The organism is Pandoraea sp. (assembly GCF_041919235.1).
Taxonomy (GTDB): Bacteria; Pseudomonadota; Gammaproteobacteria; order Burkholderiales; family Burkholderiaceae; genus Pandoraea.
The window spans coordinates 108,357-120,977 of sequence record NZ_JAYRUC010000007.1; the positions used below are offsets into that span (position 1 = coordinate 108,357).

Sequence of the window (12,621 nt, forward strand, 5' to 3'; positions counted from 1 at the left end):
GGAAAAAGTGAGCATTTTACTGCGAAAACCCATTTCCGTCGCCTAAAAAATGTGCAAATTATCGGGCCGCCCCGATGGTCATGGCGGCGCTCAGCCGCGCTGGCCGAACATCATCTGACGGGCGAAGGCATTTTTGAGGGGGGGGACGAGATCTAGACTGGCGAGTGCCATGCCGCGCAGAAGGGAGACAGGGGGGGCGTCGATACTGAAGACGCGGGGCAGCAGGTCCGTGATGCGGATCGTGAGGCCTCGGTCGGCGCGGCGTTGGCGGGCGAAGGCGGCGAGCGCCGCAGGGCCGGGCACGCCGTCGCGGGCGTTGCGCACGAGTGTGTCGGCCAGATCGAAGGCGTCGCGCAGGCCGAGATTCAGGCCTTGCCCAGCCACCGGATGCAGCGTTTGCGCCGCATTGCCGATGGCGGCGATCCGGCCATCGACGACCTGACCGAGGGCATTGAGGCCCAGCGGGAAACTCGCGCGGCCGACAATCGACGTGAATCGTCCCATACGGTCGCCGAACGCCGTATGCAGTTCGGCAAGCAGCGGTGCATCGTCCATCTCGCGACGACGCTTCGCCTCGTCGTGCGAGCAGCACCACACCAGCGCATAGCCGTTTTCGAGCGGCAGCAGCGCCAGCGGACCGCCGGGCGTGAAGCGCTCCCACGCCCAGCCGACGCGCGGCCGCTCGCACGTGACGAAGCCGACCAGCGCGGTCTGGCCGTAGTCGCGTTGGCGAGGGCGGGCCGTTTGTCCCTCGAACAGGCCGCCTTCCGCATTCACGGCCAGCGTGGCATGCAGCGTTTGCGCGCGGTCGTCGAGCGAGGTGCCGACGGTGAGCGTGACCTGCGCCGCGTCCTGATGCAGCGCGATCGCCCGAAAGGGGCGGAAGTGATGCAACCCTGGCGCGTCCGGCGACGCGGGTGCGCGCGGCGCATGCTCGAAGCGGGCGGGAAGATGCGACAAGGCGGTATCCAGGGCGTGCATCAGCGCGCCGTACCGCACCACGTAACCCAGCGCGGGCACGCCATGATCGAGAGGATCGATCTCCGTGCTGCCGAAGCGATGCGCCTGCGATACATGGATATGCCGAATCGGCGTGCTGGCGACGGCCGAGCCGTCGTGCGGCCATGCGCCGGCGCGCGCGAGGATTTCGCGGCTGCCATGCGAAAGCGCGAGCGTGCGCGGGTCGTCATAACCCGCCTGCGGGCCGCGCGCGTCCAGAAGCGCGATGCGCAACTGCGGCGCACGTTGTGCCAGCATGAGTGCCAGCGCGGTGCCGACCGGGCCGGCACCGACGATCGCCACGTCGAAGCGCCGCGCAATCGACGGAGTCGGTGCAGTAGGCTCGTTCGTTTCGCGTGTCGCGTGTATCGCGTGTATCGCGTGTATCGCGTGTGCCGAGGACGTGGGAGCGTGAGTGTCGGTCATCGGCCACGCATCAGGGCTTCGATCTCGTCGGCATCGACCGGCACGTCGCGTGTGAGCAGCGTGCAGCCGTTGGCGGTCACAATGGCATCGTCCTCGATGCGAATGCCGATGTTCCAGTAGCGCTCGTCGATATCCGGCGCGGGTCGTACGTAAATGCCGGGCTCGATCGTCATCACCATGTTCGCGGCCAACGTGCGCCACGGACGTTGGCCATCGGGCGCGTCTTCGCGGTACTCGCCGCAATCGTGGACATCCATGCCGATCCAGTGCCCGGTGCGGTGCATGTAGAAGCGGCTGAACGACTTGTTGGCGATCACCTCGTCGAGGCTGCCGACGGCATCGCGTTTGAGCAGGCCCGTGTCGAGCATGCCTTGAGCGAGCACGCGCACGGCGGCCTCGTGGGGGGCGTCGAAGCGCACCCCGGCGCGCGTGGCGTCGATGGCGGCTTGCTGCGAAGCGAGCACGATGTCGTACAGCTCGCGTTGCGCCGGGGTGAACTTCCCATTCACCGGGAACGTTCGGGTAATGTCGGACGCGTAGCCATCCAGTTCGCACGCGGCGTCGATCAGGCACAGTTCGCCGTCACGCAGCTCGGCGTCGCCTGCGCGGTAGTGCAGCACCGTTGCGTTGGCGCCCGTGGCGACAATCGATCCGTACGCGGGGAATTGCGAGCCGTTGCGGCGGAACTCGTACAGCAACTCGGCTTCGAGATGGTATTCGCGCAGTCCGGGACGCGACACTTTCATCGCGCGTACATGGGCGTCGGCTGAAATCTTGCCTGCGCGCGCCATGATGTCGAGCTCGGCACTGTCCTTGACCAGACGCATCTCGTCGAGAATCGTACGGATATCGTGCGCGGCGGACGGCGCCGATACGCCCGTGCGGCTTTGTGCGCGCACCGCGCTCAGCCAGTGACGGACCTGACGATCCTGCTGCGCCGAGGTTCCGAGCGCGTAGAAGAGCGCCGGGGCGTCGGCCAGTAGTTGCGGCACACGCACGTCGATCTCGTCGATGGGGTAGGCGGCGTCGAAGCCGAAGGTCTCGCGTGCGGCTTCGGGGCCGTAGCGATAGCCGTCCCAGATCTCGCGCTCTTCATTCTTCGCGCGGCAGAACAGGGTCGAATGACCCGAGCGGCTATCGAGCACGACGACCGCATCGGGCTCCGTGAAGCCCGAAAGGTAGTAGAAATAACTGTCGTGGCGATAGGGAAAGTCGCTGTCGCGGTTGCGCGGCACTTCCGGCGCCGTCGGCAGGATGGCGACACCGCCACCGGCCTTGCGCATCTGCTCGATGACTCGCTCGCGGCGGGCACGGTAAGGGGAATCAGACATCGCGGGCTCCATTTCGGTCTGTTCGGACGATTTCAAGCGTAGTCAGGCGATTCTACTGCCGGGCGTCGCGCCGTGCCGGGCGCGTACCTCGGCGTCCAGGGCGGCGAGCTGCGCCGGGGTGCCGACGTTCTCCCACCGCCCGTCGAAGCGCTCGCCGCTCGCCAGTCCGGCGGCAATCGCGCGCTGGTACAACGGTGTGAGCGCCATGCGGGTGCCAGGGGCAATGCCGTCGAAGAGGCGTAGATCGTACAGCGCAATGCTGCCGAACGTCATCGCACAAGCGGCTGCTGGGGCCGCATTGGGCAGATATAGCTTGCCGGCGGTGTCCAGCGCGAAGTCACCTCTCGGGTGAAACGGCGGGTTCGGCACCATCACCAGATGCATGCCCGGAGCGGACTGCGCTGCCATGCGGTCGGCATGCGGGCGCAACGTCGCGTAGTCGAACGACGTGAAAATATCGCCTGCGATCGCCATGAACACAGGCCCGGCCCCTTCGAGCCACTGGCGCGCCTGCGCAATGCCGCCCGCTGTCTCCAGCGCTTCAGCCTCGGCCGAGTATGCGAGCCGTACGCCAAATGCGCGACCGTCGCCGAGCGTGGCTTCGATCTGCTCGCCCAGCCAGGCGTGATTGATGACGATGTCGGTGAAGCCCGCGCGTGCGAGCGCTTCGATTTGCCAGACGATGATCGGCTTGCCGCCGACACGCAGCAGCGGCTTGGGCATTGCGTCCGTGAGCGGGCGCATGCGTTCGCCGCGTCCGGCGGCGAAGATCATCGCCTTCATCGCCTTCATCCCGTTCATGCGGCGCGCCTCAGAACGTGTAACCCACGCCTGCCTGCTGGCCGGTCAGCGCGTCGAGCAATTGGGCGAGCGGGTGAAGCGGGCGGTAGCGCTCGGCGACCTTGCGGGCATAGTCGATGAAGCGCGGCGTGTCTGCCAGATAGCGCGGCTTGCCGTCCCGGTAGTTGATGCGCGCGAAAATGCCGAGCACCTTCAGGTGACGTTGCAGGCCCATCCATTCCGCCTGGCGATAGAACTCGCCGAAGTCGGCGTCGACCGGCAGGCCGGCCTTGCGGGCCCGTTCCCAGTAATACGCGAGCCAGTCGAGCTGACGCTCCTCGTCCCAACTGAGGAACGCATCGCGCATGAGCGAGATGACGTCATAGGTCAGCGGGCCGTAGACGGCGTCCTGGAAGTCGAGAATCCCCGGCCCCGTCGTGCCCGGCAGGCCCGGCATCAGGTTGCGCGGCATGTAATCGCGATGAACGAAGACCTGGGGTTGCGCGAGCGCATTGTCGATCAGTAGCCGATTGATGCCGTCGAGCGTTGCCCGTTGTTCCGCGCTGAGTGCCACCTTCAGATGCTTGCCGATGTACCAGTCCGGGAACAGATCGAGTTCGCGCTGGAGCAGCGCCCGGTCGTAGGCGGGCAGCACCCCCGGGCGCGAGCTTTTCTGCCAGACGATCAGTGCATCGAGTGCGGCGCGCATGAGCGGACGGGCGTTGTCCTCGTCGATCACGTCGAGATACGTCTCGCGACCGAGATCCGTCAGCAGCAGGAAGCCCTGCGCGAGATCCTCGGCCAGTACTTTCGGTGCCTGCAGCCCCGCGTCGTCAAGCAATTGGGCGACGTGCACGAACGGACGGCAATCCTCCTGCGGCGGTGGCGCATCCATCACGATCAGGCTTGGATGCGCGGGGTCGTGACTGCCGATGCGGAAGTAGCGCCGGAAACTGGCGTCTGCCGATGCAGGCGCCCACTGCGACATGTCGAGCGATAACGGTTCGGCCACGCCGGCGAGCCAGTCGCCGAGGGCTCGCAGACGCGGATCGGTGGCTTCCGGGAGCGAAGCGCAAGCGTTGGAAACGCTCGCGGAGGCGGTGGGGTGTGCGGTCATGATGGGGGCGGTAAACGTCTTGCCATATAATACCCGATCATGTTTTCCCGACACCCTGTTTCTCGACCTCGATCGACCGTCCCGAATGTCCCGGCCATGCCGTGCAGACACGCGGGATTGGCTGCCCGCAAGCGGCGCCACGATTGTCACGCTGTTTGCGTACATGCCGGATAAACAAGTCCATACGAATGATGTTTCTTCGCTGCGGCGCCTGATGCGCGCGCGGCGCAAGCCGCTGGCACTGCTGCTCTCCCTGCCAGGAGTGTGGTGTTCGCTCGCCGGCGCACAGGAAGCCCCGCCTCCCGATATTGCCACGAGCGACGGTCTGGTGTTGCGCACGGTGCCGGCGCTTGTCGACAACCCATTGGGCGCTGGCGACGACGTGCCGATGTATGTGCGTGGCATGCACCTCACTGGCCGTGCGAACGTGGACGCGACGGTCGACGGCGACGCCGAGGCGCGCAAGTATCGCTCGTTCGTCAAAGGCGACCGCCTGACGTACGACGAGGATACGGACGAAGTCGTGGCGCGGGGCAATGCACGTCTGTCGCAGGGGGGCAATCTGTTCGTTGGCCCTGAGGCGCATATGTACACAGGCGCGGGCGACGGCTACATGCTCACGCCGACCTACCGGCTTGTGACGGGCGGCGGCGGCAAGTCGGAGCGCGCGGACGTCGAGGCCAGCAACGTGGTGACGCTGCAGCGCGGCACCTATTCGGCATGCGCGTGCACGGACGACGGCAAGACCCCGGCCTGGTATATCAAGGCGTCCGAGTTCGAGTTCGATCAGGACCAACAGGAAGGCACGGCGTACAACGGCATCCTGTTCTTTCAGGGCGTGCCGATTCTCGCCAGCCCGTATCTGTCGTTCCCGACATCGAACGAGCGCCGTTCGGGTTTCCTGGCGCCGACTTTCACGCAGTCGTCCCGCACGGGATTCGAGCTGGCCACGCCGTATTACTTCAACATCGCGCCGAACCGTGATTTGACGATCACGCCCCGCTTCATGACCAAGCGCGGTGTGATGCTCAATGGCGACTTCCGCTACCTGGAGCCGACCTATTCGGGGTTGTTCCACCTCGAATACCTGCCGAAGGACCGCGTGACGGGGGACGCCCGTTACACGTTCACGTGGCAGCACAGCCAATCGCTCGCGTACGGCGTGAACGCCTACGTCAATTTCACCAAGGTTTCGGACGACACCTATCCAGACGATTTCGGCGCCGGTACCAACTTCCAGACCGGCGTGCAGCGCGTGTACAACCGCGAAGCCGGCCTGACGTGGGCCTACGGCAATTGGTCGTTCCTTGCCCGGGTACTGAAGTATCAGACGCTCGCGCCTACGGCGCCGCAGTACGAATCGGTGCCGGAACTGTCGGCAACGTACAACAAGCTGGACTTCCACGGCTTCGATTTCACGATGCCGATCCGGTACAACCGGTTCCAGATCGCGTCGTCGACGGGGCAACCGAACGGCGAGCGTATCTATGCTCAGCCTACGTTGAGCTATCCGATCCTGACGCCGGGCTACTTTGTCGTGCCGAAGGTTATCTTCAACGCGGCCTCGTATAACGTCGATTATCCGAACAGCTCGACGATGCACTCGTCGATCACGCGTACGGTGCCGACCGTCAGCCTGGATACCGGGCTGACGTTCGAGCGCCCGGTCAGCCTGTTCGGCTCGGCCATGCGACAAACGTTGGAACCGCGCCTGTTCTACGTCTACACGCCGTATCGTAATCAGAGTTCCATTCCGATTTTCGATAGTGCGACGGCCGATTTCAACCTCGCGGAAATCTTCAGCGAGAACTCGTTCGTCGGTGTCGACCGAATTCAGGATGCCAATCGCGTGACGGCGGCGCTGACCTCGCGCCTGATCGATGCGTCGGGCGTGGAGCGCGCCCGCGTCTGGTACGCGCAGCGTTACAACTTCACGAAGTCGCTCGTGACGATGCCGGGCGGCACGCCCGAAGATGCCGGGGTGTCCGACTTCCTGGTGGGCGGTTCGGCGCTGCTGTACCGAAACATCACGTTCAGCAGCGCAGTGCAGTACAGTCCCAGCACGTCGGAGTTCAACCGCTCGGATGTCGGCATTACCTGGCGTCCGGGGGAGCGGCGGGTGTTCAACGTGTACTACCGCTACTTGCGAAACCCCGCGCCGGTGGTGGGACAAACCGCATTGACGGTCACGCCGATCAACCAGATCGAACTTTCCGGTCAGTGGCCGATCACACCGCGTCTAGGGGTTGTGGGTCGTTTGAACTACAGCATTACCGACAAGACGTTCATCGATGCCCTGGCGGGTTTCGAGTATGATGCCGACTGCTGGGCCTTCCGGGTGGGGCTCCAGCGCTATGCGACCAATGCCACCACGACGACCTCGCGGATCTTCGCGCAGTTGGAGTTGAAGGGATTGACCAAGTCCGGCAACAGCGCCACAGAAGCCTTCAAGGTGGGGGTGCCGGGCTATCAGGCACCGCCGACGAACCAGATTCCTTCTCGATTCAGCAACTATGAATGACATGTTTGTGAAGCGTGCCTCGCTGCTGGCGAGCCTGTGTCTCGCTGCCGGGATGGCGGTAGCCCAGCCGGCGCAGGTCGGCGCGAAAGCCGCAGGCGTGCCTGTGGCGAGCGCTCGCCCGGTCGATTCCATCGTGGCCGTGGTCAACGACAGTGTGATCACCCGCCAGGAACTCGACACGCGAATCGAAGAGGCCAAGCACCAGCTCACGCTGGCCAAGCGCCCGATTCCGGACGCCGATATGCTCCAGCGTCAGGTGCTCGAACAGATGATCGTCACGCAGGTGCAGCTCCAGCGTGCGAAGGAAGACGGCATCGTTGTGAAGGACGCCGACGTCGAGCAGGCCCTGCAACGCATTGCCGCCGACAACCGGTTGAGCGTCGATCAGTACAAGGCGCGTCTGTCGCAGGCCGGTGTGCCCTGGGATGCCTTCCGCAAGGAAGTGCGCGAGCAGATCATCATGGCGCGGCTGCGCGACCGTGAAGTCGACAGTCAGGTGCAGGTCAGCGATTCGGAAATCAACGCATTCCTCGCCGCACAGCGCGGTGCCGCAGCGACGCCGTCGACGACCGAATATCGCTTGAGCGAAATCCTCGTGAAGCTGCCGGAAGGCGCCACGCCCGACCAGGTCAGCGCTGCGCAGAAGAAGGCCAGTGAGGCGCTGGACAAGGCGAAAGCCGGTGGGGACTTCGCCGCGCTCGCCAAGCAGTATTCGGATGCCTCCGACGCCGCGAACGGTGGCGACATGGGCTTCCGCATTCCCGAGCGAATTCCCGATCTGTACCTGAACCAGATTCAGAAGCTGCAACCGGGCACGGTCGTGCCGCAGGTGCTGCGCAGCAACAACGGTTTCCATGTGATCAAACTGGTCGAGAAGCGCCAGCAGGGCGGCGACCAGGGCATGACCGTGCCGCAGATCCACGCGCGTCACATTCTGATCCGGGTGGGCGACGGTGTGTCGGAAGCTCAGGCACGTCAGAAGCTGCTCGACATCAAGGCAAAGATCGAGGCAGGCAAGGGCGATTTCGCCGACTTCGCCCGCCAGTTCTCGGCGGACGGCTCGGCCGCCCAGGGCGGCGATCTCGGCTGGATCTCGCCGGGCGAGACCGTGCCGGCGTTCGAGCGCGCCATGTCGGAACTCAAAGACGGCCAGATCAGCGACCCGGTGCGCTCGGAGTATGGCTATCACCTGATTCAGGTGCTGGGTCATCGCGAGTCGCAGGTTTCGGGCGATCAGGAACGCAACGTCGCGATGCAGGAACTGCGCGGTCGCAAGGCCGAGCAGCAGTACCGCGACTGGCTGCAACAACTGCGCGACAGCGCTTATGTCGACTATCGTCTGAACAACGCGCAGCAGTAAGCGCCGCGTGAGACATTTCGCGACCTCCCTCTCTTTTCAGGCATGACTTCCGAACGGTCCTTCGTCCTTGCCATCACCACGGGTGAGCCGGCAGGCGTCGGGCCGGAGTTGACGGTGCAGGCGCTCGTGAAGTGCCTGTCTACCCCGCCAGGGGCCGCCAACGCTTGCCTCGACACCGCCCTCGCACGTTGCCGGTTCGCCGTGCTTGGCGACGCCTCGCTGCTCGCCGAACGGGCGCAGACGGTCGGTCTGGGCGATGCGTGGCAGGCATTGCTCGCCGACGGCCGTGTTCGCGTTGTGCATCATCCGCTCGCCGTGAAGGCGCAACCAGGGCAGCTCGATGCCGCCAACGGCCGATACGTGCTGGCCCTGCTCGACGACGCCATCGACGGCGCGCTGGCGGGCACCTACGACGCCGTCGTTACCGCACCGCTGCAAAAGAGCACGATCAACGATTGCGGCGTGGCGTTCACCGGGCACACCGAGTACCTCGCCGAGCGCACCGGCACGCCGCGCGTCGTAATGATGCTCGCCGGCGGCGGGCTGCGCGTGGCGCTCGCGACGACGCATCTGCCGCTCGCGCAAGTCCCCGGCGCGATTCGTCGCGACGATCTCCTGCAAACGCTCGTTATCCTCAATCAGGATCTGATGCGTCATTTCGGCGTGGCCCGTCCGCGCATTCTCGTGACCGGGCTCAACCCGCACGCGGGTGAGTCGGGCTACCTCGGCCGCGAGGAAATCGACGTCATTACGCCCGCACTCGACGACGCGCGCGCGGCGGGTATCGACGCGCGCGGCCCGTATCCGGCCGATACCCTGTTCCAGCCTCGGTATCTCGAAGGTGCCGATGCAGTCCTCGCGATGTACCACGACCAGGGACTGCCGGTGCTCAAATACGCCAGCTTCGGGGCCGGTGTCAACATCACGCTCGGCCTGCCGATCATTCGCACGTCGGTCGATCACGGCACGGCGCTCGATCTCGCCGGCACCGGGCAAGCCGAGAGCGGCAGTCTGCTCGAAGCATTGCGCACGGCGGCGATCATGGCAGCCAACGCCGCGACACACGCGCCCTTGAGTGCAGGTGCGACCGGCGATCCGAACGCCGCACAACCGCGTTCATAAGGAATCTCACATGAGTAGCGCATCCAAGCGCACGGGCGTCCAACAGGGCCACGTGGCGCGCAAACGTTTTGGTCAGAACTTTCTCGTCGACATGGGCGTGATCGATGCGATCGTGGGTACGATCGCGCCGCGACCCGACGACCTGATGGTCGAGATCGGACCGGGGCTGGGGGCGCTGACGACGCCGCTTGTCGAGTGGCTCGTGCATCTGCACGTCGTCGAACTCGACCGCGATCTGGTGGAGCGTCTGCGGCGCAAGTTCGGTGAGCGCGTGAGCGTGCACGCGGGCGACGCGCTCGATTTCGATTTCGGGGCGCTCGTCCCGGAAGATCGTCGTGACGAAGCACCGCTGCGTATCGTCGGCAACCTGCCGTACAACATCTCCAGTCCGCTGCTCTTCCATCTGATGCGCTATGCGGCGTTCGTGCGCGATCAACACTTCATGCTGCAAAGTGAAGTGGTCGAGCGCATGGTGGCACCCGCCGGGTCGAGCAATTACAGCCGACTCTCGGTCATGCTGCAGTACCGCTACTGGATGGACAAGGTGCTCGACGTGCCGCCCGAGGCGTTCAATCCGCCGCCGAAGGTCGATTCGGCCGTGGTGCGGATGATTCCGCGTGCCGTCGCGGATCTGCCGCAGGTCGATCTGGCGGCGTTTGAAACCGTGGTCGCGCAGGCGTTCTCGCAGCGCCGCAAGATGCTGCGCAACACGCTGCATGGTTATCGCGACCGTATCGATTTCGACGCAATGGGCTTCGATCTCACCCGCCGTGCCGAAGACGTGGCGGTCGACGAATACGTGACGCTTGCGCGCGCGATCAGCGGCGACGGTTCACCAGACTGATCCCTGAGAGCACGAGCACGACGGCGGCCGCAAAGCGCCATCCCACCGACTCGCCGAGAATCAGCACGCCGAACGTCACGCCAAACAGCGGGCTGAGGAACGAGAACGACGCGAGACGGGCTGCGCTGTAGCGCGTGAGCATCCAGAACCAGATCAAATAGCTCGCAAACGCTACGCCGACGGACTGATACACGAGACTCACCCAAGTCGTGGGGGTCATCGCGCCGATATGCACATTCCCCGTCACTACCGCCAGCGTACATAGCAGTACGGCTGAGACGGCCAGTTGGTAGAGGAGGGTTTTCGATGCGGCGGCGTTCGCGAGGCGCGACGCGCGAACGACCACGGTCGTCATGCCCCAGAACACCCCCGCGAGGATGCCGAGGAGATCGCCGGGCCACGTTTTCGCAAGGTTCGAGCTGCTGCCATCGGAAAACGCCACCACGATGCCACAGAAGGCGACGACCATGCCCAGCCATTGCATCGGGCGCAGCCGCTCGCTTGGCACGGTCCAGTGCAGACCGATGGCGGTAAAGCAGGGGGCCGAGTAGAGGAAGACGGCCATCCGAGAGGCGGTCGTGTGCGTCAAGCCGATGAAGATGCAGAGGAACTCCAGCGAAAAGAGCACGCCGGCGAGAATGCCTGCGGGCAAGGTGCCGTCGCCCGTGACCAGCTTCTGGCGACGCCACAGCATCCAGCCGCCCACGAGTACCGAAGCGATCAGGGAGCGCAGACCCGCTTGCAGCACGGGCGGCACGACAGTCACCGCCAGCTTGACCGCGACCTGCTGGCCACCCCAAATCGTGCACAACCCGAACATGATGGCGAGCGCGGCAGCATCGATCGGGCGCGTTGTTGTTTTCATGGAATGGGTTGGGAGGGCGATGTATCGTGGGCACGATGTGCTGTGCCGCCCATTGTCTCCGATCCGGGAGACCTCGCGCTTCATTCCGGTGCGGGCAATGTGGGTAATCGTGAGGGAATTGTTTTGCGAGACGGCACAATGTGTCCCCGATTCACGGGTTTATTGCGCGCAAGCCCACGGATACAATGCTTCGCGCGGGCGCTTGTGGCCCCTACTGCCGTCATTCACCCCCGTATCACCCAATGTACAAGAAAGGCTCAGCCGTAGAACTTCAGTTCTCCCCGTCGCGGCTCAACGACGGAGCCGGCGATCCCTACTGGATCGACCTCACGCGTGACGAAGCACAGGCGCTGTTGGTCGCCCTGCAATCGCATCTGAGCCAGCCGGCGCACGACAGTGCGGGCACTGCATCGCCACGAGTGTTCACCCTGCTGGATCCGGGGGCGACGCAAACGCCGGAAGGCGCGCGGGGCGACCGGATCGCACCGATCTCATCCGGCGAGACGGGAACGGCGTTGCGCCAATGGGTGTGTGTGATCTGCGGCTGGATTTACGACGAAGCGGCCGGCTATCCCGACGATGGCCTTGCGCCGGGAACCCGTTGGGAAGATGTGCCGGAAGATTGGCGCTGCCCGTTGTGCGACGTGGGCAAGGAAGATTTTGCGATGGTGTTGATCTGAGAGGCGTCTGGCGTGTTCGGCGCGGCTATCACCGGCGCGACGTGGCGTGAACGACGAAGCGGCCGCCGCAAACGGGCGGCCGTCATGACGTGACGAGCAGACCGACGGGCCTTGTCGTCCTTACAGGCTGCCCTTGGCCGAGTGCTTCTGGATCAGTTCGATCTTGTAGCCATCCGGATCTTCCACGAAGGCGATAACCGTGGTGCCACCCTTGACCGGTCCGGCTTCGCGGCTGATCTTGCCGCCTGCCGCACGGATCGTGTCGCACGCGCGATATGCGTCTTCGACCTCGACCGCCAGATGTCCGAACGCGGTGCCGATTTCGTACTTTTCCACGCCCCAGTTGTACGTCAGCTCCAGCACGGTATTCTCCGACTCGGCGCCATAGCCGACGAACGCGAGTGTGTACTTGTACTCGGGATTTTCGCTCTGACGGAGCAGTTGCATGCCGAGCACACGCGTGTAGAAATCGATCGAGCGCTGCAGGTCGCCGACGCGCAGCATGGTATGGAGCATTCGCATGGTGTTTTTAACGGGTGGGGACAACGGAAGCTCGATTGTACTCGTGTCCCATGA

At 64.6% G+C, this 12,621-nt stretch carries 11 protein-coding genes; 5 read left to right on the forward strand and 6 right to left on the reverse strand.

Features of this window, described 5'->3' with window-relative positions; translation table 11 throughout:
* Window positions 1-90 precede the first annotated feature (90 nt).
* Genes ACE3UG_RS07570 through ACE3UG_RS07585 form a run of 4 tightly spaced genes read right to left on the reverse strand, consistent with a single transcriptional unit; the run spans window position 91 to window position 4,653 of the window.
* Window positions 91-1,425 (reverse strand): UbiH/UbiF/VisC/COQ6 family ubiquinone biosynthesis hydroxylase, encoded by a 1,335-nt coding sequence (locus tag ACE3UG_RS07570; protein ID WP_374621826.1) that lies wholly within the window; start codon window positions 1,423-1,425, stop codon window positions 91-93.
* Window positions 1,422-2,756 (reverse strand): aminopeptidase P N-terminal domain-containing protein, encoded by a 1,335-nt coding sequence (locus ACE3UG_RS07575; RefSeq protein ID WP_374621829.1) that lies wholly within the window; start codon window positions 2,754-2,756, stop codon window positions 1,422-1,424. Before ACE3UG_RS07575 ends, ACE3UG_RS07570 begins: the two co-directional genes overlap by 4 nt.
* A gap of 42 nt (window positions 2,757-2,798) precedes the next feature.
* Window positions 2,799-3,539, reverse strand: a complete 741-nt coding sequence (gene murU / locus ACE3UG_RS07580) for an N-acetylmuramate alpha-1-phosphate uridylyltransferase MurU (protein ID WP_374622068.1) — start codon at window positions 3,537-3,539, stop codon at window positions 2,799-2,801.
* 28 nt (window positions 3,540-3,567) lie between these two features.
* Entirely contained in the window at window positions 3,568-4,653 is a 1,086-nt protein-coding gene (locus ACE3UG_RS07585) for an aminoglycoside phosphotransferase family protein (RefSeq protein ID WP_374621832.1), read from the reverse strand.
* Between the two features lie 163 nt (window positions 4,654-4,816).
* On the opposite strand from ACE3UG_RS07585, the gene ACE3UG_RS07590 reads away from it, so the two are divergent.
* The 4 genes from ACE3UG_RS07590 to rsmA are packed head-to-tail and all read left to right on the forward strand — an operon-like array spanning window position 4,817 to window position 10,500.
* On the forward strand, window positions 4,817-7,174 hold the full coding sequence (locus ACE3UG_RS07590) for an LPS-assembly protein LptD (protein ID WP_374621835.1): 2,358 nt from the start codon (window positions 4,817-4,819) through the stop codon (window positions 7,172-7,174).
* The gene (locus tag ACE3UG_RS07595) at window positions 7,167-8,534 is read left to right on the forward strand and encodes a peptidylprolyl isomerase (RefSeq protein ID WP_374621837.1); all 1,368 of its coding nucleotides are present in this window, start codon (window positions 7,167-7,169) and stop codon (window positions 8,532-8,534) included. Before ACE3UG_RS07590 ends, ACE3UG_RS07595 begins: the two co-directional genes overlap by 8 nt.
* A 42-nt stretch (window positions 8,535-8,576) precedes the next feature.
* Window positions 8,577-9,656 carry a 4-hydroxythreonine-4-phosphate dehydrogenase PdxA gene (gene pdxA, locus ACE3UG_RS07600; protein ID WP_374621840.1) on the forward strand — a complete coding sequence of 360 codons (1,080 nt, stop codon included), beginning with the start codon at window positions 8,577-8,579 and terminating at the stop codon, window positions 9,654-9,656.
* Between the two features lie 10 nt (window positions 9,657-9,666).
* Window positions 9,667-10,500, forward strand: a complete 834-nt coding sequence (gene rsmA, locus ACE3UG_RS07605; protein WP_374621842.1) for a 16S rRNA (adenine(1518)-N(6)/adenine(1519)-N(6))-dimethyltransferase RsmA — start codon at window positions 9,667-9,669, stop codon at window positions 10,498-10,500.
* On the opposite strand, the gene ACE3UG_RS07610 is transcribed toward rsmA, so the two are convergent.
* Window positions 10,475-11,365, reverse strand: coding sequence for a DMT family transporter (locus ACE3UG_RS07610; RefSeq protein WP_374621844.1), 891 nt, complete (start codon window positions 11,363-11,365; stop codon window positions 10,475-10,477). The two genes, rsmA and ACE3UG_RS07610, sit on opposite strands and share 26 nt — an antisense overlap.
* Before the next feature lie 242 nt (window positions 11,366-11,607).
* Between ACE3UG_RS07610 and ACE3UG_RS07615 the strand changes: the two genes are divergently transcribed.
* Window positions 11,608-12,045, forward strand: a complete 438-nt coding sequence (locus ACE3UG_RS07615; protein ID WP_374621847.1) for a rubredoxin — start codon at window positions 11,608-11,610, stop codon at window positions 12,043-12,045.
* Between the two features lie 120 nt (window positions 12,046-12,165).
* On the opposite strand, the gene gloA is transcribed toward ACE3UG_RS07615, so the two are convergent.
* Window positions 12,166-12,567, reverse strand: coding sequence for a lactoylglutathione lyase (gene gloA / locus ACE3UG_RS07620; protein WP_374621851.1), 402 nt, complete (start codon window positions 12,565-12,567; stop codon window positions 12,166-12,168).
* Window positions 12,568-12,621: the final 54 nt, after the last annotated feature.

Coding starts and splice junctions, on each gene's coding strand:
- ACE3UG_RS07570 (WP_374621826.1), bottom strand. CDS start 1,425: ATGACCGACACTCACGCTCCCACGTCCTCGGCACACGCGATACACGCG.
- ACE3UG_RS07575 (WP_374621829.1), bottom strand. CDS start 2,756: ATGTCTGATTCCCCTTACCGTGCCCGCCGCGAGCGAGTCATCGAGCAG.
- murU (WP_374622068.1), bottom strand. CDS start 3,539: ATGAAGGCGATGATCTTCGCCGCCGGACGCGGCGAACGCATGCGCCCG.
- ACE3UG_RS07585 (WP_374621832.1), bottom strand. CDS start 4,653: ATGACCGCACACCCCACCGCCTCCGCGAGCGTTTCCAACGCTTGCGCT.
- ACE3UG_RS07590 (WP_374621835.1), top strand. CDS start 4,817: ATGCCGGATAAACAAGTCCATACGAATGATGTTTCTTCGCTGCGGCGC.
- ACE3UG_RS07595 (WP_374621837.1), top strand. CDS start 7,167: ATGAATGACATGTTTGTGAAGCGTGCCTCGCTGCTGGCGAGCCTGTGT.
- pdxA (WP_374621840.1), top strand. CDS start 8,577: ATGACTTCCGAACGGTCCTTCGTCCTTGCCATCACCACGGGTGAGCCG.
- rsmA (WP_374621842.1), top strand. CDS start 9,667: ATGAGTAGCGCATCCAAGCGCACGGGCGTCCAACAGGGCCACGTGGCG.
- ACE3UG_RS07610 (WP_374621844.1), bottom strand. CDS start 11,365: ATGAAAACAACAACGCGCCCGATCGATGCTGCCGCGCTCGCCATCATG.
- ACE3UG_RS07615 (WP_374621847.1), top strand. CDS start 11,608: ATGTACAAGAAAGGCTCAGCCGTAGAACTTCAGTTCTCCCCGTCGCGG.
- gloA (WP_374621851.1), bottom strand. CDS start 12,567: ATGCGAATGCTCCATACCATGCTGCGCGTCGGCGACCTGCAGCGCTCG.